Source organism: Longimonas haloalkaliphila (genome assembly GCF_055379825.1).
This window is the reverse complement of the sequence record NZ_AP043948.1, coordinates 2939617-2963959: the sequence shown is the minus strand read 5'-3', so window position 1 is coordinate 2963959 and position 24343 is coordinate 2939617. Positions and strand designations below refer to the sequence as shown.

Below are 24343 nucleotides of genomic sequence, written 5' to 3'. Positions count from 1 at the left end.
TCCATATAGCAACGGCTCCGTATGAGCTTCCCCCCTGTAGATGACCAACTGGCTGTGCTGATGCGCGGCGTAGCCGACCTCGTGCCCGAAGATGAGCTGCGCAAGAAACTGAAACACTCGCGCAAAACAGATACGCCGCTGCGCGTAAAGCTTGGCTGCGATCCGAGCCGCCCCGACCTGCACCTGGGGCACACGGTAGTGCTGCGTAAGCTGCGCCAGTTTCAAGATCTGGGGCACCAGGCGGTGCTCATCGTCGGCGACTTTACGGGCATGATTGGCGATCCAACAGGCCGTTCCAAAACACGCCCGGCACTCACGCTCAAAGAGACGCGCGAGCACGGCAAATCGTACTTCGAGCAAGCTTCGAAAGTCCTCGATCCCGAGCAGACCGAGATCCGCTACAACTCGGAGTGGCTCGACGAGATGTCATTCAGCGAAGTGATTGAGCTCTCGGCTCAGTTCACGGTGGCACGCATGCTGGAGCGCGAAGACTTCAAGACGCGCTATGAGGCGGGCAAGCCTATCAGCGTGCACGAGTTTCTGTACCCGCTGGCGCAGGCCCAGGACTCGGTTGAGATCCGGTCGGATGTAGAGCTTGGAGGCACGGACCAGCGCTTCAACCTGCTTGTCGGGCGGCACATCCAGCAGGCTGAGGGCCAGGATCCGCAGGTATGCCTGATGGTGCCGCTGCTCGAAGGCACCGACGGCCACGAGAAAATGTCGAAGTCGCTCGACAATGCCATCGGGATCACCGAAGCCCCGGAAGAGATGTACGGAAAGGTGATGTCGGTTCCCGATGAACTCATTTACCGCTACACCGAACTCGTTACAGACACACCGCTCGATGAGCTGCCTGCCGTGAAGGAGCGCGCCGCCGAAAACCCGCGTGATGCGAAGCACGAGCTGGCGTACACCATCGTGCGTATGTACCACGATGAGGACGCGGCTGAAGCCGCACGCGACTACTTTGAGAAAACCGTTGTGCAGGGCGACACGCCCGACGATATCGAGACCTTTGTGCCAGAGACGACCAACGGTGAAATCGGGCTGCTTAACCTCATGACCAATGCGGGACTTACTGAGTCGAACAGCGAAGCCCGCCGCCTCATCAAGCAAGGGGCTGTTACCATCGACGATGCAACGGTGCAGGACTGGCGCCACGCGGTCGACGTACAGGGCGACCTGCCGTTTGTGCTGCAGGTTGGAAAGCGCCGCTACGCCCGCATTGAACGCCCCGATGCGTAGCAGGTACGCTGCGTATCCCCCGGTTACTTTACCTGTCTGAATCTACCTGATAGCCCAGTTGGCCCGTTGAGGTGCCACTGGGCTGTCTTTATTTTGAGGGTTTTCCACTTCTGCTATGAACCGTTCCAACGACTGGCTCGACGCTGCCGCCCGCGAAGGCATTATCACAGACGAGCAAGCCACCGCGCTGCGTGCGTTTGCAAACGCACAGCAGATAGATGGCGAGAACGATCCACCGGAGCCTGCGGAACGAGAATCGCAGTCAAAAGGCGCCCACCTGCTGTACTATATAGGCGGGCTCATTGCCATCGGGGCCATGACGGTGTTCATGACGCTGGGCTGGGAGCAGTTTGGAGGAGGTGCGCTGTCGGGCATCGCGTTCATCTATGCCGTAGGGGGACTTTGGGCGACAGAGCGCCTCTACCGGGGCCACCTACACACACCTGCCGGACTCCTCTCGGCATTTGTCGTCGTACTAACGCCGATCGCCGTATACGGTATTCAACTGGAGCTCGGGATGTGGCCGGAAGACGAGACGTACCGGACGTGGCTTACCGGGTTCGACGGGCGTGGACTCATGCTGCAGTCGGCAACGCTGATTGTAGGAGGAGTGCTACTTGCGCGCTACCGGCTTCCGTTTCTGACTATGCCGCTTGTCGTCGTGGCATGGTACATCATGATGAATCTGACCCCTTACCTCGCATCGGGCGATGTACCGTCTGATGCACTCTATCGGAGCGTAGCCATCGGCGCAGGGGCCCTGCTGCTCATGGTTGCTCTGTGGATAGACCGACAGCGATACAAACGCGACTTTGCATTCTGGCTGTACACGGTAGGGGCACTGTCGGTGTGGGGGAGCCTCACTATCACAGCCATCGCGACGGATTGGGCTTTGCTCTGGTATGCTGTGATGAGCGTGGTGTTTATGGTTGCGGGCGTATCTGTGCAGCGGCGCGTGTTTACCATTCTCGGTGCGTTAGGTCTTGCCGGCTATCTCTTCTATCTTGCGCGCGATATCTTCCGCGACAGCATCTGGTTTCCGTTTGCACTCACGTTCATAGGTCTCGGCATCGTTGCTCTCGGCGTGTGGTGGCAGCGCAACGAGAAGGCAATCTACGAACACATCCAGAAGTGGCTCCCCATGTAATGTATAATGTAGGCCATGGCTAAACGGCTACGCTCTGGCAGTTACTGGGGGATGCGTAGCGTACACGTTGATAGCTGGCTTTCGCGAAACAGTGGGATTCATCCTTCTGGGAGACGTCTTATTTACAGCCACGTCACTTTTCTACCCGTGTCCACCCGTGTATAGGGCATGACCCGCACGCACCGGAGCGCCATGCGGCACGCATCCATCCATGCCGACGGCCTTTCTGTAAAAGGTGTTTTAGGAGAGTGCAAAGGTGTGTGCCAGCGTACCAGGCGCTTCTCGGAGGCGCAGGGTCGGTGAAAGACGCAGAACGGTACAGGCCGAACCTGGCAGGAAAGCTGGCGCACGGCCACATATGCTGGAATTAAGCGATGCACTTATTCCTGTCTCCTCTTTACAGGAGCAGACGCGGCTTGCTTCTTGTGTACATCGCAACTGATGCAACAAACTTGTCTTATAGGGCAGGACACTGTCGCGGTCTTGTGATCAGGCTAAACTGTATGTGTCTTTTGCGCTGTTGTTGAAGGCTCTTTACTCCAAAACAATTACTGACATGGATACTTCTGGGGAACTACAATCTATTTTGCGTGAGCTGGATAATTCGTTGACAGGTCAGATTGAGGGTAGCCTCATCGCTTCTGCTGACGGATTTCTGGTGGCCCACACGTTAAGCGACGCCGAAGATGCCGAGCGTATTGCTGCTATGGTTGCAACAACTATGGGCGTAAGCCGCCGCATGGCTGCTACGTTAGATGCAGGCGACCTGAATGAAACATCCATCTCCGCATCGAAGCGCCTGGTGCAGCTCTACCTCGTCGGCGACCGCGGGGCGCTTGCCGTCGTTGCAGAGGCCGGGTCTAACATTGCGCTCATTAACATTAAAGCACGTGAGCAGGTTGGAGCCGCTCAAAAAGCACTTAAAGCGGTAGTTGCATAGCAACAGTTGTACGGCAACGGAGCTCTTGTAGGCAGCCTGCCTACGTAGCCGTGCTTCGCAGCCGTGCTGTGTGGCTATGCTGCGTAGCATGCGGCCTCTTCGATCGTAGCCAAATGGGCTCCGTCATCACTCCTCTAATATCTGCTAATATCCGCTCGCATATATGTATGCACTTAAGATTCTCGTTACCGGAGCCGTAGGATCAGGAAAAACGACATTCGTTGCCTCGCTCTCCGATATAGAGCCGGTTAACACCGACGTTGAAAGCAAGGAAACAGAAGGTAAGTCCCATACAACGGTTGGGCTTGACTATGGAAGCACAACCGTAGGCGGACAGGCTGTACGTCTTTTTGGTACGCCGGGGCAAGAGCGGTTCAGTTACATGTGGGACGTGCTTGGCGAGGGGGTAGACGGGGTCGTGCTGCTGATTGATGCCTCAAACGAATCAGCAGTTTCAGAGACTGAGGCACTTCTCAAAACCCTGCTTCCGGATGGGGAGAGCGCTCCAATCGTAGTCGGCGTTACTCACACAGACGTGTCGCCTAACCACGTAGACCAGGTACGCACGGCACCCTTCACACGACGTGTCGCCTGGATGGGAGATGTGGACGCCCGCGATTCAGAAGACGGACGGGTGCTCGTCGACAAGCTTATTGAGCAGGTGGCGTAGCGCACGTAACCATCGTTATCATACACCAATAGACTTAATGTTATGCAAGCAAATATGGAACGCTCCAGTTGGTCGGTCAAAAACGAAGAAGTCGCTGAAGAGCTCTCTGCGCTAATGGGGGTGTCTGACGAGGACGTGAGTCAGCTGACGGCGCTGGAGGATGCTGCGCGTGAGCAGGCGCGTCCGATGACCGATGACTTTTACGACCGGCTCTTCGACCACGAAAACACGAAAGAGTACTTTGAAGGGCAATCTATGGACCGCCTGCACAGCATGATTGGCGACTGGTTTGTCGAGCTCTTTGGCGGCGATTATGGAGCCGATTACGTCCAGGATCGCCTGAAGATCGGGCACATCCACGTTAAGATTGGACTGCCGGTGCGGTATCCAATCGCGATGATGGATGTCGTTGGAAAGCACGGTGAGATCGTCACTGCTCAGAGTGATACCCCAGAGGCAGCCAAGGAAGCTTTCAAAAAGATAATGGCTCTCGACGTAGCTGTCTTCTATCAGGCGTATGAAGATAACCAGCTTAAGCACCTCTCGGAACTGGTCGGTGGAGAGCGCCTTGCGCGCCGCCTGCTCATGGGGTAGAAATGTCGGATAACATTGGGCAGAAGCGCAACAGCAGTATGCCAATGGTCTGTGCTATAGGCACAGCCTGAACGTTCTCAATTACTGATCCTGGAATAACCGGGGCGGCATGACTTTTCATGCCGTCCCGGTTGCACATTATACCAGAATCACGTACATAATAGGCATGCATAAAGCAGGTGCATAGCAATGACCTGCCGCCGAGTAATCGAGTCATTCACTGGGGACATCCTTCGGGGTGAATATTTCGACGGCCCGCACGAAGTACCGGTAGCGCGGTTTCTTGGTAGGTGCATCTACGGTGGATGTAGGCGTTAAGAACCTGCTTTTATTTCTTGGCAGTGGATAGACGCTAAGTGATCAAGCAATTGGCCACCGGAGTCTCCTATCAGTCGAAACCCCTCTCCCTACGGGTTTCTCCCTCTTATCCAAGGGGGAGATGTCGAAGACAGAGGGGGTTTCAGCGAACCGTGATGAAGTAACCTAACATGGCAATCACTTACCATTGAGCCGCTACCTATTTCTTGTTTTGGGCTGTGAGCGGTTCCGATGGGCTGGGGCCAAAGGTCATACCCCTGGTGCAAAAGATCCGCCGGTATACTGATGTTAGTCAGGCTGCACCCCCGTGTCGGCCCGCAGCCCCGGCCACGAACCTCTACCGTAGTGTCCTTTTCGCACTATCGGCGCTTGTTCTCGCCTTCAAACCAAAACCCAAACAGGCTCTAAGACAGGATTGCGAGGGCTCGAAAGAGCCTCTACAATCTGAATGCGCCTGTTATGAAGCACCGTCAGCGTTTCCCTGAGTCGATTCCTGCTCGTCTGGGCCAACAAAAACGTCATGCTCTCCGGTTCATCTGAGAACACCGAACGTATTGATCTTCTATGGAAAGAAGGCGCACTGGGACACACGCCTGATGCTTCGATGGAGCGTATTGCGCGTACTGCGGCCCGTCTCTTCGGCACATCCAGGGCACGTATCCGACTGCGCAATGGGAGCGACCTGTGTACGGTTGCCGACGTCCCTGAAGCACGGACCCCAGTCCGCATCCCTATAGCACAGGCTCCGCTGGCACGACGCATTATAGAGCAAGATCAGACGGTGGTCGCATCGTCGTGTGCCAATGCAGGTTTTGAGCAGTCCTGGCAGTCGATAGCTATTGAATGGGGAGATGCAGGACCGGTGGGCCTTATTGAAGTTGCTGGCGCCGAACCCCTTGAGGGGGAGAAGGACGGCGATTGGGGGGCCTCTGCGAAGGAATTGCTATGCGATATGTCGGCTTTCGTTGCAACCGAATTAGACCGTCGCTATGAGGCGATCCAGCACACACAGGTCGAAAATCACTTACGTAAAGTGGCGGCTAACATGCGGGATGGGCTTTACCGAAGCACCCCAGAGGCCGGTATTGTATATGCAAACGAGGCATTTGTCAATGTGCTGGGGTATGACTCGCTCAGCCAAATAAAAGCCCTGACGCCCGATGCGCTCTATGCAGACCCTGATGAGCGAGAGCAACTGCTTAAGGTGGAGCAGGAGCGCGGAGGACTCAACCGGTTCGTCGTGGATCTGAAACGCCGCGATGGGACGATCTTTACGGCGCGCATCAGCAGTACGGTAGAGTGGGATACCGAAGGTGAAATTCAGTACTTTGACGGTGTTGTCGCGGATATAACTGAGCAGCAGCGCATTGAGCAGGCCTTGAAACGGCAGCAGCAGCTCTTTCGCACACTCGTTGAGAATGCACAACCTGTCGTCTTTGCTATTGATGCCGACGGAACGTTTTTGCTTTCCGAAGGAAGCGATCTGTCCGTGCTTGGCTTGCAACCTGGAGAGGTCGTTGGACAGTCGGTATTCGACCTCTATGCCGATCGGCCCGATGTTCTGTCTGGCGTAAACCAAGCGCTTAGTGGCAGCAATGTGCGCAATCTTATCCATATAGAAGATGCCGTCTTTGAGATATGGTACTCGCCGATTCGTAACGAGCAGGATGATGTTGTTGGGCTCGTTGGCATGGCAGCGAATGCTACAGACAAATATGAGGCTGAACAGGCGCTGCAGCGTGGTGCCGAACGGTGGGAACGTCTTGTTGAATCCCACCCTGACCCTATTCTGGTCAGTGTTAAAGGGGGCATCAAATATGTGAATCCAGCAGGTGTAGAGCTGCTTGAGGCACCGAACGCGAGTGCGATTGTCGACATGCCTCTCGTTCACTTTATCGCTGACAAAACCGTGCATACAGATGTTGAAGCGCGTATTCAGCGCGTCTATGAATCTGGCTATACCACCGAACCACACGAGCATGTCATTTGCGGACTTAATGGGAAAAGGCGAATTATTGAGGCGCGGTCGGTGCCAATCACGTATAACGGAATGCGGGCTGCACAAACGATCGTGCGAGATATTACGAAGCAGCGAGAGGCAGAGCGAGAGCTTCGAAAAGAGCGCGACCTGCTCGAACGCGTGTTTAACACGAGCGCTGCTGCCATTACGATATTGGAGACTGACGGACAAATCAGGGAAGCAAACAAACGGGCTGAAGAGGTGCTGGGGCTTTCGAAAAGTCATCTGCATGGACGCGCATACAACGATCCGGACTGGCAGATAGAAGCACCCGACGGGGGACCGTTCCCAGAAGAGCAATTGCCGTTTGAGCAGGTACGGCGTACACATCAGCCCGTCTACGACGTGCGACACGCAATCGTGTGGCCCGACGGCAGGCGCAGAGTGCTCTCTATAAATGGGGCGCCGCTGCTGGATGAGCAAGACCTGTTTACTGGAGCGGTGTTCACGGTATCCGATATTACTAAGGAGCGCGAGCAGGCGCAGACGCTTCGCGAAATGCAGCAGATGCTGGACGCCATCGTACAAACAGCCGGGGTGGGCATCTGTGTAATTGACAGTTCAGGACGCTATGTACGCGTAAATCCGAAGTATACAGAGATCTTCGGCTGGAGCGACGAGGAACTGGTTGGTACGCGCTTTACGAGAATGGTTAATGAGGACGAGGTAGATGCCGCTCTGGCAGCGCATAACCGCGTTATTGCGGGTATCGACACGCCAACAAGCGAGCAATGGAATATACAACGAAAGGACGGAACGACCCGCGATGTGTTAGCCACAGCAGGGCGCGTTGAACTGAAGAGCGAGACATATAACGTGACAACAATTACTGACATCACAGACCGGGTGCAAGCGGAGCAGGCACTGAAGCGGGCGAAGCACGAAGCCGAGGCGGCTGCACGACTCAAAAGCGCGATGCTCGCAAATATGAGCCACGAGGTTCGCACGCCGCTCACATCAATCATCGGCTTCTCTGAGGTGCTCGAAGAAGAAACGAAGGGGGAGACAGCTCGCTTCGCAAGCCACGTGAGTCAGAGCGCACAGCGGCTCCTTACGACGCTTGACTCAGTGCTTCGCCTCTCTAAGCTGGAGGCCGATCGGCGCGAAATGGACATGGAGTCCGTCGACTTCGGGGCATTGGTCCACGACATTGCACATGAGCGAGTGCCATACGCAACGTCTAAAGACGTTCAGGTGTCCGTTCGGTGTCGCCCCGACGTAGTCCGTGTGGTGGGAGATGAGGGAGCGCTACAGCGTATCGCATATAATCTTATCTGCAACGCAATCAAGTTTACTGACTCAGGAGGGACCGTGCAAGTTGATGTGGTGAAAGGGGCACAGGCTGTCATGTTAGAAGTAACCGATACAGGAGTCGGGATGGAGGCAGACTTCCAGAAGCGAATGTTCAAGGCCTTCACACAGGAGTCTGAAGGTATCGCTCGCGTGTACGAGGGCAGTGGACTGGGCCTCGCTATTGTGAAGAAGCTGGTTGACCTGCTGGGTGGGTCGATTGAAGTTGAGTCGACGCGTGGCTATGGCACCCGCATTGCAGTTTTTCTGCCGCCCTTGGAGCACGGGCTGCCAGACGAATCAGAATAGGTAAGACGCCGGCAGCGCAACAATCAGCAATATATCAGAGACGCATAGCTACGCGTCTGTGGGCGAAGGGGCTGCTTCAAATGGGTGGTCGGCCACCTCGTGGAGCCAGGAGGCATATCCCATGGAAGTGTCTTCCGAAAAAGGAAGACCGGCGGGCAGGTCGCTCATCCACAGATACTTGGCATGTCCTAAAGCGTCGGCCAGCGGCTGGGTGGGAGACGTGCTTTCGGCCTCGATGCACACGCTCCAGGCCGTCTCGTTGCAAGCCTCCACACGTGTCAGTTCAATCTTGATCACGATGTCATTTGGAAGCGACTTTGTGACCTGGTGACGCACTTTCTGCATGGGGACCCACAGGTTGGCGTCTCGTTCAGGGGGGGCATCGTCGGTTTTAAAGCTCCATTTGTGCCAGCACTCCTGACATCCTGTATATCCGGTGGGCGTCACTGCCGAATTAGGGGCATGTACACGCCGCTTTGTCTGAATCTTGCCGCTTCGCCACTTCACGTTACAGGCCGGGGCTGCGGTCAGCAGGTATACGTCGCTCCGTTCTTTCTGACTGGCATCGCCAAGGGTGTCAAACCAGTCGTGAAGGCCGTCGGGGGGCGCATCTTCGTTGGCAAACCAGCGCAGCTCAAGGGTGCGATCCATATCGAGTAGAGGTTCCGGTGAGGAGAAAGCAACCAGGCTGTGCCTGAGTAGCAGGGGCTATGCCTGAGGTCCTGTCTGTTTCGCTTTATGCATAAGGCGCCACTGTAAGGCGGATGTGGCACGGGGGGTATCGTCATCGGGCACGCGCTGGACGTAGCGGCCATCATCGTGTAGCTCCCATGCAGCATACTGGTCACTCAGGGCATAGTCAAGGATGCGCGTGACACGCTCGCTTAACGCAGCGTCATGAATCTCGGTGATAGCTTCCACCCGGCGGTTCAGGTTGCGGGTCATCCAGTCGGCGCTTCCTATGAAAACGCGGGGCGCGTCGTTGTTGGCAAAGTAATAGATGCGCGTGTGTTCGAGAAAGCGGTCGAGGATACTGACCACACGGATGTTCTCGCTGATGCCGTCGAGCCCCGGACGTAGCCGGCAGTGCCCGCGAACGATAAGGTCGACCTGCACGCCGGCTTGCGAAGCTTCATATAGCTTGGTGATCATATCGGCGTCGTTGAGCGCGTTCATCTTGGCAATGATGTGCCCGGTACCATGCGCCTTCTGATGGGCAATTTCTTGGTCGATCAGAGCAACAAAGCGGCTGCGCATGGCGTGCGGCGCAACCAGCAGGTCGTTGTATGACTGATCGGGAGCATAGCCTGTAAGGTAGTGAAACAAGTTCATCACATCCTCGCCGATATCAGGAGCACAGGTGAACAGTCCCAGGTCCGTATACAGACGGGCTGTCTTGGCGTTGTAGTTGCCGGTACCAATGTGGCAATATAGACGCAGCGCATCCCCCTCTTCCCGCACGACCAGCGTAACCTTTGCATGGGTTTTGAGGCCCACCAGTCCATATGCAACATGCACGCCCGACTCCTCAAGCGTGCGTCCCCATTCGATGTTGTTTGCTTCATCGAAACGGGCTTTTACCTCAACGAGCACAGCGACCTGCTTGCCCTGTTCAGCAGCGCGTACAAGTGCGGCCACGATAGGCGAGTCGTCGGAGGTGCGGTAGAGCGTTTGCTTGATCGCCAGCACATCAGGGTCGTCGGCAGCAGCCTCCACGAAACGCTGTACGCTCGTATCAAACGACTCATACGGATGGTGCACTAGCACGTCGGCCTCTCTGATGGTACTGAAGATATCGCCGCCCGAGGTGGGGCCGGCGTCGTCGAGCAGCGAGGTATGAGTGGGTTGGCGCAGGCGCTGAGGCGTAACGGACGTCCACGGCGTGTAGTGATGCTCGGGCAGATCGATGCTACTCAGCGCCATCAGGTCGGCATGTCCGAGAAGCGAGGGGGCCGTGTAGAGATCATCGTCCTGCAGCGATAGCTCCTTCATCAGGAAGCGCCGCATGTCGTCGGGCATGTCGCGCTGTACCTCCAGGCGCACAACCGGGGCAAAGCGCCGCTCACGGAGTTCCTCCGAGATGAGCTTCAGGAGGTCGTTGGCTTCCTCTTCATCACGCCGGATGTCGGCGTTGCGCGTTACGCGGAAGGCGTTTACACCGCGCACCTCCATGCCCTTGAACAACGCCTGAGCGTTGTGGGCGATGATCTGCTCCAGCGGCACATACTGGTGCGTATCGGGCAGCTGCACCCAGCGGGGCTGGTTGTCGGGTACCTTAAGGCGAGCAAAGCGCTGCGCGTTGTGGCCGGGGTCGTGTAGGCTAATAGCCAGCGACAGGCTTAAATTGGAGAGGAACGGGAACGGGTGTCCGGGATCAACAGCAAGAGGGGTGAGGACCGGAAAGATGTGTGTATCAAAGTAAGAGTCGATATAGCGCTGTTCGCTCGCGCTAAGGGTTTTGTAGGCGCGCACGTGCACATCGGCTTTTGTGCGCAGCTGGGGGCGCAGCGTCTCCTCCCAGCATGTGCTCATGCGCTCGTAGAGCCGCTGGGCCGCGTCGTAGATAAGCGCGAGTTGCTCCTCTGGCGTACGCCCGTCGGGCGACAGCGAAGAGACGCCCGCGGCCTGCTGGCGCTTTAGCCCGCCTACGCGCTTGCGAAAGAACTCGTCGAGGTTGCTGCCCGTGATTGCGCAGAAGAACACCCGCTCCAGCAGGGGAATGCGATCGTCAAGTGCCTGGTGCAGCACGCGCTGGTTGAAGTCAAGGGTACTCAGCTCTCGGTTAAAGAAAAGCCGTGGGTCGTCGATAGATGCGTCAGAAGAAACGGACCGTACGGCAACAGAAGGGGGAAATGAACGTCCTTCGGAATTGGACTGTGTGGGCATGTGCTCGGGGTTCACATTAAGGAGACAGGTTTGTACCTTGTCAAGCAAATGAAGCGGGTCGTTCGCACACAAGGTTCCTCTCTGTAGTTAGTTTTTTCGTTATGCTGCCTAAACTGCTGGCGCGGCGCACTTTTCCATGCGTACTCTTGTCCGCTGCGCTGCTGCTTTGTATTCCTCTTGATAGCTTCAGCCAGCAAACGGGGCGCGTATCGGGGGGGTACAGCGTAGAAAACCGCCCCGATTCGGTAGCTTACCGGGTGCTTCCGATTGAAGGGTACGATCTTATCTATCAGGCAGGCCACCGGGCGTCGGCCGAGCGGGTGGCCCGCATCCTGCACGAAAGCGAGCACACTACGCATGAGATCATGGGGGATGCACGCCCACAGCGCCGAATGCCGGTGGTGCTCAATGCCTACAACGACCGCTCGAATGGGTTTGTCCGTCCGTTTCCGTTCAAGCAGGAGATCGAGATCCCCAGCATTCGCAACCAGGCGCTCACGGCTCGCTACGCATCGTGGTTCGACGTGGTCGTGCCGCATGAGCTGACGCATGCGCTGCACGCGGAATACGCAGCAGGATTCGGCGTGGGGGCGATCCTCGGTACGTTTGCCCCAGACATTGAGCGCGCCTTGAACCTGGGTGTGCCGCGTGGATGGGTCGAGGGCGTTGCTGTGTATCGTGAGAGTTACGGATACGATGGGGCCGGACGCCTCGGGCTGCCGGCGGCGCTCATGCCGTATCGCGCCGCGCTCGGAAGCGATACACCCTGGCGGCTCTCGCGCTCGCTCTATGCGCCGCGCTACACGCAGCCCTTCGATCGGCACTACATTGGAGGCGGCCAGCTCTTTCGCTACCTGGTTGAACAGGCCGATGAAGACGATCCGTATGCGTTCTTCCACCGCACGCTGGCATGGTACCATCGCTTTCCGCTGTTAGGGTACGGTCCGGCGCTGTGGTATGGGATGCAGACCCCCCCGCTGCGTATGTCGGGCCAACTCGTGGAAGCGGAGCAGGCGCGCGAAGAGGAGCGCCTCGCATCGCTCGGCCCACTCACTGATGCCAACCCGGTGGTTACCCCGCGCGAAGGACGCAATCATCGCCGTCCGCTCTGGACACATCCTGACACGCTGGTGGTGCATCGCTCCGGGTATAGCGATGTGCCCGGATTGTACACGGTGCATGTACCCACCGGGCAGTCCAACCGGGTTGCCGCGTACCAGATTACAGACGACTACCACATGCACCTTGCCCCCGACAGCCAGTCCGTATGGATGAGCCGGTACGAACAGGCAGCCACGGTACCTCGGCAGGCCATTGCCGATGTTGAGACGGTAGATCTTGGGACGGGGTACATTGTGCGAGCGACCAAACAGGCACGTCTTCTGGCGCCATCGCCTCGCCCCGACGGCTCTTTCTGGGCGGCTGAGATCGACGGCCCCGAGCACCGGCTTGCGCTGCGCGGACTTCCCCACAGGCACGAGGCGCTTACAGCACCACTGCCGCCATACACGCGCATCCAGCAGCTCGCCACGCATCCCACAGCAGACCGAACCGTAGCACTGCTTAACCGAGGCGGTGTGCAGATGCTATACACGGTGCATCACGACCGCGATGCGGCCCGGCTGCGTGTAACGCCCCTATTTGCATTTGAAGACGCGGTCATCTACGACGTGAGCTGGGGGCCCGATGCAGCTACACTGTTTGTAAGTGCCGATCCCACAGGCGTCCCCAATGTGTTCGCGATCGACCTGGTTTCTGAGACGGTGCGACAGGCTACCAACGAACCGTACGGGGCGCTGGAGCCGGCCCTTTCGCCCGGTGGCGAGCGTGTTGCCTACGTGCGGCATGCCCATGAGCGCCACGACCTGGTAACGGTGCCCTTCGCGTCCGACGAATGGGACGTATGGGAGGGCGGCCACTGGCACACGCACCCCGACGCCAGGCATGAGCAGACCGAGAGCAGCGGGGCTGAGGCAGACGGAGCACAGGACCCGTACGCGCAGATCGAAGATCGTTCGTACCGGAGCCGCTCATATCTACGCCCGCGCATTGCATATCCTACGATCCGAATTGAGAGCGAGGAGTTAGAGGCAAACCGGGTGCCCGGTACCACGCTCGGGCTGGGCGTGGGGCTTGGCATAGGAGGCGCCGATCCGCTTCAGCAGTGGGCCTATCAGGCGGAAGCGTATTACCAGGCCGGACGCCTCTGGGGGGAAGCTCGTGTACAGACAAGTCGGCTGTGGGGACAGCCAGGCATCGGGCTGTATCGGCGCCCGTTTACAGTGCGTGGCCAGGTGCAGACAGATTCAGGCGGGGCGGTGTCGCGCCGCATTGGCGCTGAGGAGCGCGGCATCGAAATGACGCTGCAACAGCCCATTGTGCTGCGCTCGAACGTCTACCGGTCGCAGCTGCAGCTGCGGTGGCGTAGCGAGTTGCGACAGACCCGTCTCTTTGCTGACTTCATCGAAGAGCAGCCTCTGCGAAGCCGCGTTACGCTGCGCCCGAGCCTGGTATACGCGTATCGTCTGCAGCAGAACACGCGCGACCTGGTTCCCCGCACGGGGTGGGTCATTGCGGTGAGCCCTTTCCTTGATGTCTGGACCGACGGCGTGAGTGCCGGACAGGCACTGCAGGTAGGCAACAGCCTCTATGTCCCAGGTTTTGACCGCATGAATACCGGCATTCGGCTGGGAATGAGCACGCTGGCGCAGAACCGCGCCGCGATCTTCGACCTGGATCTGTTTGTGCCGCGCGGATACAGCAACGCGCTGCTTCCTGAAGGCATTTATACGCGGTTTGATTTGGACCTTACGCAGCCTGTCTGGTATCCGGATTGGGGGAGCACCCTGCTTCCTGTCTATCTGGAAGCAGGATATCTGTACAGCAGTGCGCAGGCGCTGTTTGACTGGGATGGCGCCGTCGACACGCTGTCAAGTGTCACGGTTGGCGTGGGGATGCGCACGCGTCTTTTCTACAATATAGCAGTTGACCTGCGCGTAGGGGCAACGTATCGTATCCCCCAGAGCGACTGGGCGGGCGTGTTTCGGTAGCGGTTGTTTTGGTAGATAAGTTGTACTGTGTGGCTGGAGCGTGCTCAATGCACGCGACCTGGGACTTACGTTGACGCCTTGAGACACCGGTCAATAGCTTCGGTCAGGTCTTTCTGTACGAAAGGCTTGCTAACATAAGAGGCGAACCCCTCGTCTTCGAATCGCTGCTGATCGCCGGGCATCGCATATGCGGTAAGAGCCATAGCCGGCGCTGATACCTCGTAAGGCGTGGCACGTAGCGTGTGGAGGAGATCGGTCCCGGTACGCTCCTCACCAAGATTAATGTCAAGGATGAGCAGGTCAAACACGTGGTTGAGGCACGCTTGCAGCGCTTCATCCACAGAAGAAACGATGGTCGTGTGGTACCTCGTGTGCAGAATATGCTCAAGTAACAGCTGCGTCTCAGCATTGTCTTCAACGATCAGTACCGATGTGGGAGTATCGGTCATAGCGGCATCATCTGATGGCGGAATGTGGGCGGCGGGATGGATAGGCAGAACCGAGGCCTTTAGATATGATACTGCATAGTAGTATAGGTGTCTGCCCCCAGCAAGTAAAGGGCATGAACAAAAAAGTTGCTGCATTGCGGTACAGTGACGCACCCATGCATCAGAAAAGCACTAAGTTCCCCTGGAGGCGTAGAAGAGACGTGGGGAGACAGAAAAATAGAATGTGTGAATCGACTGCGATGTGTGGATCCATTATAAAGCCCAGCGCAGTTGGACGCGCCAGTCTCGCACGCGGTGACTGTTGATGGTGTCGCGCCCCTGTCCGATAACGTCGCGCGTGGTGAAAGCAGATACGCTGTAGCGGGTCTCTAAGCGGAGGGCATGAGATAGCTCGAGACGCACCAGGGCATGGGCACGCTGCCCTTGATCGAAAAGGGCGGGGATGCTAAACCCGTACTGTAGATCGGGCTCGTACGCGAAGAGGCGGCTTTCGAACCCCTCGGTATCGAAGAGGGTCCACCGCGTATTCGTACTGACGCGGCGATGTGGAGCATAGTCGGTTTCAACCCAGAGCAGCGTACCCGTTTCTGACTGATTGGGGAGCTCCACACGGGTGGCCGCAGTGCGTACAGAAAATCGGAGATCGGGCGTAGCCGAATACTGCATGTGCAAGCGAAGGTTGTGCTGCGTGCGGCGCCCATGCACCGGCACGGTAGGTCCGTACGGATGGGTAACGGATTCACGGATATCTCCGGTACGCCATTGCCCCTGCACACGAAGGTCGAAGTGGCGGCTGGGAATGTAATGAACGGATGCTGCGGTGCGCGTAGCAACCACGGGGCGTGTCGTCCGAAACTGGGGAATGCGCACATAGGTTTGCTGCACCGTTCCGTAGAGGGTCCAGTGGGGATGCACAGGGAGTGCAAGCCGGGCTGTAATACCTCGTTCGCCGGCAATAGAGCGTCCGTCAAGTCCACCCAGGTCGAGCGGGTCGTAGAAGCGATTTGCAGCATGCCCCCGAAGTCCGATCGAGCCATCCCGCCCCACGGGTGCATGCATGCCGAGAACGGTAGCAGCGCCTCGGGGACCAGTACGTGCTGTTTCGCCAAAGAGAACTACGTTGCGCGTCGTGCTGTACTGGGCGGCCAGTCCCCAGTGGGTCGTCCAGCGCCCGGCAAACGCGTAGCGCGTGTCGGGGCGCGCAGGGGGCACTATCGGATGCCCGAAGCGCGCATACAGGCCCAGCATGCCAACATGAAGGCGACGATGCCGCCACTGCAGGTGCCCCCCCACATGTGTTGCGGGCAAGAGGCGACGGTACTGCCGCTCTGTGTCGGTGCGTCGTAAGGAACCCGTGCGTAGCGATCGGGCCACCACCGCTTTGCTATGGTGCAGCGTATCCAGCGTCGCATCCCGGCGCCGGTGCGAGGCAAATGCGGTCGCCTCCAGCGAGCGGGCAACACGTACCGAAGCACCAGCTCCTCGAAAGTAGGTGTGCGGACTGGTGCCCCGATACGGACGTATTCCGCTGCCTTGCCGCGTTAGCGTGCCCGGAGGGGCGTATACGGAGGAGAAGCGCGGGCCCGTCCACAGTGCCAGGCCATGCCCAAAGGCCACCTGGTAGCTGCCGGCCACCACCTGCCGGAGCCGCCCCCGGTTGCGAAGGTGCAAGTAGCCGATGAGATGGTCAGCGCCATACTGCTGGCGCTCCGGATCCCACAGCAGCGGCTCGCCGGCACGCTTATCGGCCGTAAAGCCTACGTCAAGATGTGGATTCCAGGCCCGTACCCGCGCTACCGATCGGTAGGGGGAGCCCAGATACGGAACCTGGGTCTTCCCCGTATATCCACGGGCCCGTTCAATGCGGCGTCCCGTGCGCAGCAACATGCGGCCCTGCCAGTCCGCCCGCCACCACGCAGGCACGTCAGTCGTAAGAGGTTCGTGGGCAGGCACGTGTACAAACGGGCGAACCAGGAGAAGCGTCTCGGGCGATACAGTTGGCACCTGCACAAGCGAGTCGACATGACCGAAGGGGCCGTGCGCACCCCGATACGACACGATCTGCAGGGCTTGGCGCAACGTAAGCCCGGGAAGACGCTGCAGCTCGTCGGCGGCGGACTGGTTTATGTTAAGCGGGGCCTCTGCCCAGTGCTGCCAAAGCTCAAGCAACTCGGCATCGGGCTCGTCGCCGAGATACCGGAGCACGACAGTCCATGAATCGGTTGTGTCGGAAGGAAGCGCAAACTGCTCCATGTGCGTCAAGGAGCCAGCTGTGCTTCGAGGAGCAAAGAGATAGCTGAATCCAACTATAAAGAATCCGGCTACAGATAGAAGAACGCGCATCACGTTATGCCTACTCATAATTGCACCCCTATGTTAAATCTCCCTCATTATAATTCCCGCGATGTAGCAGAAGCGGAAACGACCCGGTAGGCACCCTTTCAGAACCTGTTTGGGTTTTGGTTTGCAGGTGGGAGCGAGTGCCGTTGCGGCGTAAATTGGACCCCGATCGAAGTTCGTAGCCGAGGCTACGGGCCGACATCGGGGACAATTTGCACCAGGGGCATAACCTTCGGCCCCAGCCCAGCGGAGCCGCTCGGAGCCCAAAGTAAGAAATCAAAACAGGTTCTCAGCGTAGTGCCACCAGCACCGAGCTCTACCAGACGACACGCAGATCGGCCGCAGGCGACCACCCCAGCTCCCAGTGTTGCTCAGCCGCGAGCCCGGCGCGGAGCGGCCCGTATCCCACCTCAACCCCGGCAGCAAATTCAGCAGGAGCCGTCTGCAGTCCGCCCCGCAGCGTTAGGGTTGGAAGAAGCGCCGCTTCAAGACCGGCACGAAAGCGCAGCGGGAAGTCAAGATCTTTGAAGAAGTCCGCACTCAAGTCGATCGCGTCCGACACGTCGTAGGCAGCACCTGCACTCAGCGTGCGTGGCAGCGGGGTGTCATCGGTCCACTGCGGCTGATTCACGTTGGTTGCGTGCACGCCCACATAGACGAGAGGAAGCACCTGCATGATGGCACCCAGGTGGACCCCGGCCGCCTGGGCATTGCCGAAAGGCCCAACATCCACATGATAGTACCGCACGGTCGCTCCCAGATGGAGAGACTGCATTGCCCCGAGGGGCACAAGCCGCGCAGCCCCCAACGACAGGTAGGTTTCACGATAGTCCTCAAACCCAAACGTACTGCTGCCCCCGCTCAGGTGGGCAAACGACGTGGGCCAGTGCAGACTAACCGCACCATGGCGTAGCTCAGGCATCCCGTACATCTGCCCCACGTAGACAGCCGCTTGCCGCGCCTCAATAGCGGCCCACGATGCCGGGTTCACGTGCATTCCTGAAAGTCCCGTTCGGGCCGTTGTGGCGTGTGCCAGCCCCGTACTCTGCGTGGAACCCCGCAGGTCAAACAGAGATTGGCAGTGTCCCTCAACAGGCATCAAAAAAACCGAGACAAAAAGCCAGACAGTAATGCGCAGCGTGCACCACAAAAACGTATTCCTCATGAGGAAAGCAGGGTCTGTATGAGGTGGTGTTTCTACTTAATATGACACGTGTTTTTATGAAAACATTACGTAGACGTGCTGCCAAAAGAGCGCTGACCTGGATTGGGACGTGCGCATGCGACTGGGGCAGGCGGATACGGGGCGTGCTGCCCCCAAGCATGTCCCTCACGATACTCACGGTCGTTCTTGCGATCGGAAGCAGTGCACTGATACAGCCTGCGGGTGCCCAGGAGCTCGACTGCCGCGTCCAGGTAGACTATTCCCAGATCGCAGGCACGGATCGCTCAGCGCTCGACGAGCTCGAATCGCGCATGGCCGACTACCTAAATCGTCGGTCGTGGACGTCTCATCGGGTGCAGAGCAGCGAGCGTATTGGCTGCCGCTTGCAGGTTATCATCCAGGACGAACCGTCTACCGGCACATACCGGGCCCGGGTTGTTGTCTCGTCTCGCCGTCCTGTATACGGAACGGCCCAGTCGACGCCCGTGCTGCGCCTGAACGACCCTGAATGGACGTTCAGCTACAGCCGGGGGGAGAGCCTTGTGCATAACCTAAACCGGTACGATCCGCTCGCTTCCGTGCTTGATTTCTACGCCTTTCTCATTCTGGGGATGGACTTCGACACGTTCGCAGAGCATGGCGGAACGTCCTACCTGGAACAGAGCCGAAGCATATCCGACCGGGCGCGCTCCGACCCCAGCAGCACCGGGTGGGATTCGTTTGGATCGGACCGGAATCGATCTGACTTTATTGAGGCGTTGCTTAGCGATCGGCATCGCGACTTTCGTGGGATCATCTTCCGGTACCATTACGAAGTGCTCGACCGTTACACCGAAGATCCTGAGGCTGCGCAGGCTACGGCACTTGATCTCCTGCAAGAGGTCGCAGAGATGGACGATCGCCTTGGACGCACCTATGTCTTCGACCATTTTTTCTCATCGAAGTACCAGGAGCTCGGTGCGGTATTTAGAGGGGGAAGCCAGCGTCAGCAGGCACGTGCTCTACTCACACAGATAGATCCGTCGCACTCATCGACCTACAACGATCTGCTTAATTAAACAAGTGAACATGTAGTGAACAGATGTCTGAGAATAACGTACCAGTTGACAAGTTGCTTTATTGCTTTAAAAAACTGTATAGGTGGTAACTATCGTAGTATGATTTCGTCACACAGATACACGCAAAAGTAGTGTTGGTCTCTTCTCTCGTTGTGCTGATGAACTGCTACGTTCATGGCGGTGCATCGAACTCGCGTGTAGCTTGAGAGCCCAATAGATTCTTTCATAGACGGTTACTACCCATGTATAACACTGAAGGCGTTGACGCCATTGCAACAATCACCGAGCTGCGCTCAGAGACGTCTGAGCTGATTGAGCATGTCCGTAAAACCCAGAACGGGGTGCTCATCCAGAAAAATAACGATCCTTATGCGGTTCTGATTGACTGGGAGACCTACCGTAAGATCAAGAAGAAGCTCGGCATAGACGAACTGCGAGAGCTGAAGTAGCGCAGCGTCCATGCAGTGCAGAGCAGTGCTCTGTAAGACAAAAGAAACTGTCTTTATCTCATGATGAGATAAAAGGAGTATAAACTGTGTAGCTTTGTGCTGCAAGCATATGAGTTAAATAAAAAAGCAAAGAGACCAAGAAGCGTTAACGCTTCACTTGGCCTCTTTGCTTTTTTGTTTGTGTGGCCGATATACGACCGATATCAGATATCCATCCGATACGCAGTGTACAGAGTGCGAAAGGGGGGACTCGAACCCCCACGCCCTAACGGGCACGAGGTCCTAAACCTCGCGCGTCTACCAATTCCGCCACTTTCGCAAGCAGATGCTCTATATTGTTTTTAGAATTGGGGGGTTCCTCATTTGGTGAACTTCACATATGTCTAAAAGTGGCGGCCCGTTGTGCGAAGAGGAGGCAAACAGGCAAAATTCAACCTCATTGTTGATCTCACTTACTGTCCTTTCACGCGTTAATCATGGGGTAGCAACGTACTCCTCTCACATGCTGTCATCTTGATCCTAACCCTGACACAAGCGAAGTGAGATCCTGGATCAGGTCCGGGATAGGTAAACGTAGTGAATGAAGATCTCCCCCAAGGTTGGCAGGGTCCCTGTCCCGCCGCATCTGCTGAACGCCGGGGAGATGTTTCGACGTGATTCGAGTCCTGGGATCTCTTTGCTTGCTCAACATGACATCCGTTAGAGAGCGAGGTCCTTTCACACCACACCATTCAGGGTTGACACATCAATAGGTACATCCCTGAAAACAAGGTGCCTGAAAACAGGGCGTTTTGCCACGAGATCCTGGCCACAAGAAATGGACGCGAGCGGGCACAGAAGCGCGGATCAACAAGAGACATAAAACGATGTGCCGCATGGTGGGTATACTTGTTCTGTAAGAGCCAACTTTAACTTCTCAATCTGGGCTGTCAGTGGCTCTGCTGGACTGCCGTAAGCCCTCGATTTCTAACCGTGTGCACAGCGTACTTGTTGGATGGGAGTGCACGTCCCTTTCGGCTCTTCTTCAGACGGCGAGTTCGCACCTGCTTCTTCCTATTCCCGACGCTTACGTGTACCCTATGAACGGTCTACCTACTTCCCGTTTTTCGCAAGGAGTAACTGCGCTTATTGCTGTAAGCTTCCTTATCGCTGTAGCGTCTGGATGCTCGGCACCCCGCGACACGGTGCCTGTTGTTGAGCGGCCCGCGTCAACTGAAGAGGGGCCTGATGTGCAGGCGCGCATGCCGTCTCAGTCGCTTACCGAGATGCCTGCTGGCTACGACACCGTGCGGGTGCGTCCCTTTGATCTTGGCAAGATGTGGGCGATCAACGCCGTTCCGCAGTCCTACCTCGACGATGCATACGGGGTCGACGCCTCCGACGATTGGCTCTCGCACATGCAACTGGCATCGCTGCGGTTCAGCGATACCTGCTCGGGCGGGTTCGTGTCGAACACCGGTCTGCTGGTGACCAACCACCACTGCGCACGGGAGCACATTACGGCCGTCTCTGAAGAGGGAGAGGCGCTCGGGGAAAGCGGATTTGTAGCGGGCTCGCTGAGTGAGGAGCGCGAAACCCCCGATCTGTTCGTTGATCAACTTGTCGAGTTTGAAGAGGTGACCGACCGCATCTATCGCGGCGCCCGTACGCTGCGCTCATTTGTGCGGCGTGAGCGGGTAAGCTCGCTCGAACGTGAATTGAACGAGCAGGCTCAAGAGCGCGATGAGAACCTGCGCGTATCGGTCGAGGCGCTCTATGAAGGTGCTCGCTACAAAGCGTATACATATCGCCGTTACACCGACGTACGCTTGGTTATGGCACCTGAGCAGCAGGTCGGTTTCTTCGGTGGGGATACAGACAACTTCACCTATTCCCGGTATAACCTCGACGTTGCGTTCTACCGGGTGTACGACGAAGATGAGCCGGTCACCCCTGAGCGCTACTTCGAATGGAGCCACACCACAGGCAGCGAAGCCGGTATGGCAGTCTTTGCGGTTGGAACTCCTGGAAGCACGAGCCGCCTTACCACGGTAAGTCAGATGAAATACCAGCGCGATTTCAACATCCCCGACCAGCTGCGTTTCCTGGAGCCGCGCATCGAAGCGATGGAAGCCTTCTTCGAAGAGAACAGTCCAGGCGACTGGCCTCAACTGGGCAACACACTGGTTTCGCTGAAAAACTCGCAGAAGAGCCTGCAGGGCCAGCTTGAAGGACTCGGCGATCCCTACTTCATTGCGCGTCGCACAGCCAACGAGCGTGCGCTGCAAGACTCCATCCGATCGGTCGACTCGTTGCGGCAGCATTACAGTGGGCTCACGCGCGACATGGACCAGCTCCAGGGGGCCCGCTCCTCGCTGAACCGCCGGGCTCGGGCGTTCAACGGCTTCGCGAACACCCGCGTGGGTTCGCGCATCATCACACGAGCCATGTACGGATACTACATGGATCAGCTTGGCGGGCGGCGAGGCACTTCCAATGAGATCGTTGAAGCGCGCCGCGAGGCAGATCAGATTGAGGATTGGCCGGCCGAGGTAGAGCAGGTCGCGATTACCCAGCGCCTGCAAGAGATTCGGGAGAGCTACGGAGGCAGCGATCCGACCATGCAGCGTATCTTTGAAGAGCGCACGCCCTTGCAGTGGGCCGAGATGCTGGTCGAAGAGAGCCGGCTCGGCACGCAAGAAGGCGCCAGTCGCCTCTTTGACCGAGGCTATCGAGACAGCAACGACCCTTCGGTACAGCTGGTGGAAGCGCTGGCCCCCCTCTACTTTAGCGTAGTAGAGCAGATTCAGGATTTCAATGCTTCTGAGCAGTCGATCAATGCGCGTCTGAATGAAGCACGTCTTATTATCTTCGGCAGCGACCGCATTGCTCCCGATGCAAACGCAACGCTGCGTGTGAGCGATGGACGTGTACGGGGCTACCAGGTTGACACGACTGCTATCGAGCCCTATACTACCTTCGGCGGCATGTACGACCGGGCTGCTGATAGAGAGGGCAGCGCGTGGCAGCTTCCGGAGCGCTGGATGGTGCACGAGGCCGATAGCACACTGCGCAACACAGCGCTCAACCTTGTGTCGACCGCCGACATTGCCGGCGGAAGCTCCGGGTCGCCACTGGTCAACGACCGTCTGGAGCTGGTTGGAGTAGTCTTTGATAGCAACTACGAGGCGCTGCCCAATCGTTTTCTATACCGCGATGAGCAGGCTCGTGCCATTGCCGTAGACAGCCGAGGCATTATCGAAGCCCTACGGCGTGTCTACAATGCAGATGGCCTGGTCGATGAGCTGGTTAACGGGCGCATGCAAGACGTTGCTGCGGGGCGCTAACGAAGAACCCCTGTACACGCCGCGACAGTTAGCTGTGCGGAGAGAGGTGCCCGCAGCTAAGACGTGAGCAGTGTACAGAGGGCAGGGGTTACATCGATGAGTGACGTAGCCGATTGAAAAGCCTGCGCTCCGCATCCGTAAGCCACAAACGGAACGGGATTGTGCGTGTGCGGCTTCTGGGTCGGCACCTCAAGATTGCCGTGGTCGCTGCAGAGCAGGAGCAGGTCGCGCTGGGGCGAAAACGACTCAAGAATGCCGCCAACCAGCGCATCCAGACGGTTCAGAATGGTTGCTGGACTGAGGGTCGACCGCCCGTGTCCGGCTTTGTCGGTTTCGTAGTACTCGTACAGCGTAAGCCGGTGCTGCTGCATGAGCGCGTACAGCTGGCGACCCGCTTGCGCGGGTGAGAGCTGTGGGATGGCAATATTGAGCTTCTCAAGCCAGGCCGAGCCGACAATATCGGCTGAAAGGGCATGCCCTGCACGCAGGTCGCTCGTAGAACGAAGGCGCACATTGGCCTGTTTGCTGCACAGCGTAGTGACGGTCCACCGATCGCGTGCGGCGCGGCGCTCAAAGAATACGGGCGGGTAGGCATTGGCAAAGGCGCAGTCGGCTGGTGCAAGGTGCGGCTGCACGCGCTGAAAGAGGCTATGCGAAGCCAGCACGGGCTTGGATGAGGAGTGAGGAAAGGGGCCAAAGTGGCGCCCGGCTCGTTTTGCACAGTTGATTCCGCTAAACAGCGACGCCTGGCCGGTGCCGCTCTGCGGCAGCCCATCTACATGAAGGGTGGCATCGAGCCCGCGAAAGAGATGATTGGTGCGGCTGACCGGGGGCGTGTCGCGCGTCCAGGACGCATTCCGTGCCAGGTGCGCCCAGTGGGGGCCTATATTTGCCAACGGGTTAGACGGTACATTCGGGCCCAGACCAATGCCATCGACAAACAAGAAGAGAACGCGTTCGGGAGACCTCAGCTTGGGCATGATCGAGGAACGTGGTTGGCGAGTGCAAGCAGAGTGAAATAACACACGTTTTCAGTATGCGTAACCTGCAGGCAAGATGCAGCGGCCTATGCAACAGGAAGCGTTTA

The 24343-nt window shown here is 57.7% G+C and carries 16 protein-coding genes and 1 tRNA gene; 10 read left to right on the top strand and 7 right to left on the bottom strand.

What is annotated here, in order from left to right; genetic code table 11:
- Nucleotides 1–21 precede the first annotated feature (21 nt).
- The 6 genes from tyrS (at nt 22) to ACZ48V_RS11545 (ending at nt 8533) form a co-directional block, all read left to right on the top strand.
- Nucleotides 22–1245 carry a tyrosine--tRNA ligase gene (tyrS, locus tag ACZ48V_RS11570; protein WP_464539307.1) on the top strand — a complete coding sequence of 408 codons (1224 nt, stop codon included), beginning with the start codon at nt 22–24 and terminating at the stop codon, nt 1243–1245.
- 115 nt (nt 1246–1360) lie between these two features.
- A complete protein-coding gene (locus ACZ48V_RS11565) occupies nt 1361–2392 on the top strand; it encodes a DUF2157 domain-containing protein (protein ID WP_464539305.1) in 1032 nt (343 codons plus the stop codon).
- 556 nt (nt 2393–2948) lie between these two features.
- Nucleotides 2949–3332, top strand: coding sequence for a roadblock/LC7 domain-containing protein (locus ACZ48V_RS11560; protein ID WP_464539303.1), 384 nt, complete (start codon nt 2949–2951; stop codon nt 3330–3332).
- 163 nt (nt 3333–3495) lie between these two features.
- Nucleotides 3496–4002, top strand: a complete 507-nt coding sequence (locus tag ACZ48V_RS11555; RefSeq protein ID WP_464539301.1) for a GTP-binding protein — start codon at nt 3496–3498, stop codon at nt 4000–4002.
- Between the two features lie 54 nt (nt 4003–4056).
- Nucleotides 4057–4596: a protoglobin domain-containing protein gene (locus tag ACZ48V_RS11550; protein WP_464539299.1), complete on the top strand. Its 540-nt coding sequence runs from the start codon at nt 4057–4059 to the stop codon at nt 4594–4596.
- Between the two features lie 838 nt (nt 4597–5434).
- On the top strand, nt 5435–8533 hold the full coding sequence (locus tag ACZ48V_RS11545) for a PAS domain-containing sensor histidine kinase (protein ID WP_464539297.1): 3099 nt from the start codon (nt 5435–5437) through the stop codon (nt 8531–8533).
- Between the two features lie 48 nt (nt 8534–8581).
- On the opposite strand, the gene ACZ48V_RS11540 is transcribed toward ACZ48V_RS11545, so the two are convergent.
- On the bottom strand, nt 8582–9184 hold the full coding sequence (locus ACZ48V_RS11540) for a hypothetical protein (RefSeq protein ID WP_464539295.1): 603 nt from the start codon (nt 9182–9184) through the stop codon (nt 8582–8584).
- 57 nt (nt 9185–9241) lie between these two features.
- Complete coding sequence (gene ppk1 / locus ACZ48V_RS11535; protein ID WP_464539293.1) at nt 9242–11419, bottom strand: polyphosphate kinase 1; 2178 nt, start codon at nt 11417–11419, stop codon at nt 9242–9244.
- Between the two features lie 101 nt (nt 11420–11520).
- Here ppk1 and ACZ48V_RS11530 point away from each other — a divergent pair, with 101 nt between their 5' ends.
- Nucleotides 11521–14469, top strand: coding sequence for a hypothetical protein (locus ACZ48V_RS11530; protein WP_464539291.1), 2949 nt, complete (start codon nt 11521–11523; stop codon nt 14467–14469).
- 65 nt (nt 14470–14534) lie between these two features.
- Here the strand turns inward: ACZ48V_RS11530 and ACZ48V_RS11525 are convergent, their stop codons facing one another.
- The 3 genes from ACZ48V_RS11525 to ACZ48V_RS11515 form a co-directional block, all read right to left on the bottom strand.
- A complete protein-coding gene (locus tag ACZ48V_RS11525; RefSeq protein WP_464539289.1) occupies nt 14535–14918 on the bottom strand; it encodes a response regulator in 384 nt (127 codons plus the stop codon).
- Between the two features lie 252 nt (nt 14919–15170).
- Entirely contained in the window at nt 15171–17279 is a 2109-nt protein-coding gene (locus tag ACZ48V_RS11520) for a ComEA family DNA-binding protein (protein WP_464539287.1), read from the bottom strand.
- 295 nt (nt 17280–17574) lie between these two features.
- Nucleotides 17575–18423 (bottom strand): hypothetical protein, encoded by an 849-nt coding sequence (locus ACZ48V_RS11515; RefSeq protein WP_464539285.1) that lies wholly within the window; start codon nt 18421–18423, stop codon nt 17575–17577.
- A gap of 158 nt (nt 18424–18581) precedes the next feature.
- Between ACZ48V_RS11515 and porD the strand changes: the two genes are divergently transcribed.
- Complete coding sequence (gene porD, locus ACZ48V_RS11510; RefSeq protein WP_464539283.1) at nt 18582–19481, top strand: type IX secretion system protein PorD; 900 nt, start codon at nt 18582–18584, stop codon at nt 19479–19481.
- A gap of 242 nt (nt 19482–19723) precedes the next feature.
- A complete protein-coding gene (locus ACZ48V_RS11505) occupies nt 19724–19930 on the top strand; it encodes a type II toxin-antitoxin system Phd/YefM family antitoxin (protein WP_353563894.1) in 207 nt (68 codons plus the stop codon).
- 235 nt (nt 19931–20165) lie between these two features.
- On the opposite strand, the gene ACZ48V_RS11500 is transcribed toward ACZ48V_RS11505, so the two are convergent.
- A tRNA-Leu gene (locus tag ACZ48V_RS11500) sits at nt 20166–20249 on the bottom strand.
- A gap of 760 nt (nt 20250–21009) precedes the next feature.
- Here ACZ48V_RS11500 and ACZ48V_RS11495 point away from each other — a divergent pair.
- Nucleotides 21010–23256, top strand: coding sequence for a S46 family peptidase (locus tag ACZ48V_RS11495; protein ID WP_464539281.1), 2247 nt, complete (start codon nt 21010–21012; stop codon nt 23254–23256).
- A gap of 56 nt (nt 23257–23312) precedes the next feature.
- Here ACZ48V_RS11495 and ACZ48V_RS11490 read toward each other — a convergent pair whose 3' ends face one another.
- Nucleotides 23313–24236, bottom strand: a complete 924-nt coding sequence (locus tag ACZ48V_RS11490; RefSeq protein WP_464539279.1) for an alkaline phosphatase family protein — start codon at nt 24234–24236, stop codon at nt 23313–23315.
- Nucleotides 24237–24343 lie beyond the last annotated feature (107 nt).

Excerpts from the sequence above, each read along its gene's own strand:
- ACZ48V_RS11565 (WP_464539305.1), top strand. The coding sequence starts at position 1,361 with ATGAACCGTTCCAACGACTGGCTCGACGCTGCCGCCCGCGAAGGCATT.
- porD (WP_464539283.1), top strand. The coding sequence starts at position 18,582 with ATGTCCCTCACGATACTCACGGTCGTTCTTGCGATCGGAAGCAGTGCA.
- ACZ48V_RS11505 (WP_353563894.1), top strand. The coding sequence starts at position 19,724 with ATGTATAACACTGAAGGCGTTGACGCCATTGCAACAATCACCGAGCTG.
- ACZ48V_RS11555 (WP_464539301.1), top strand. The coding sequence starts at position 3,496 with ATGTATGCACTTAAGATTCTCGTTACCGGAGCCGTAGGATCAGGAAAA.
- ACZ48V_RS11560 (WP_464539303.1), top strand. The coding sequence starts at position 2,949 with ATGGATACTTCTGGGGAACTACAATCTATTTTGCGTGAGCTGGATAAT.
- ACZ48V_RS11525 (WP_464539289.1), bottom strand. The coding sequence starts at position 14,918 with ATGACCGATACTCCCACATCGGTACTGATCGTTGAAGACAATGCTGAG.
- ACZ48V_RS11515 (WP_464539285.1), bottom strand. The coding sequence starts at position 18,423 with ATGAGGAATACGTTTTTGTGGTGCACGCTGCGCATTACTGTCTGGCTT.
- ACZ48V_RS11495 (WP_464539281.1), top strand. The coding sequence starts at position 21,010 with ATGAACGGTCTACCTACTTCCCGTTTTTCGCAAGGAGTAACTGCGCTT.
- ACZ48V_RS11540 (WP_464539295.1), bottom strand. The coding sequence starts at position 9,184 with ATGGATCGCACCCTTGAGCTGCGCTGGTTTGCCAACGAAGATGCGCCC.
- ACZ48V_RS11530 (WP_464539291.1), top strand. The coding sequence starts at position 11,521 with ATGCTGCCTAAACTGCTGGCGCGGCGCACTTTTCCATGCGTACTCTTG.
- ACZ48V_RS11550 (WP_464539299.1), top strand. The coding sequence starts at position 4,057 with ATGGAACGCTCCAGTTGGTCGGTCAAAAACGAAGAAGTCGCTGAAGAG.
- ACZ48V_RS11520 (WP_464539287.1), bottom strand. The coding sequence starts at position 17,279 with ATGAGTAGGCATAACGTGATGCGCGTTCTTCTATCTGTAGCCGGATTC.
- ACZ48V_RS11545 (WP_464539297.1), top strand. The coding sequence starts at position 5,435 with ATGCTCTCCGGTTCATCTGAGAACACCGAACGTATTGATCTTCTATGG.
- ppk1 (WP_464539293.1), bottom strand. The coding sequence starts at position 11,419 with ATGCCCACACAGTCCAATTCCGAAGGACGTTCATTTCCCCCTTCTGTT.
- ACZ48V_RS11490 (WP_464539279.1), bottom strand. The coding sequence starts at position 24,236 with ATGCCCAAGCTGAGGTCTCCCGAACGCGTTCTCTTCTTGTTTGTCGAT.
- tyrS (WP_464539307.1), top strand. The coding sequence starts at position 22 with ATGAGCTTCCCCCCTGTAGATGACCAACTGGCTGTGCTGATGCGCGGC.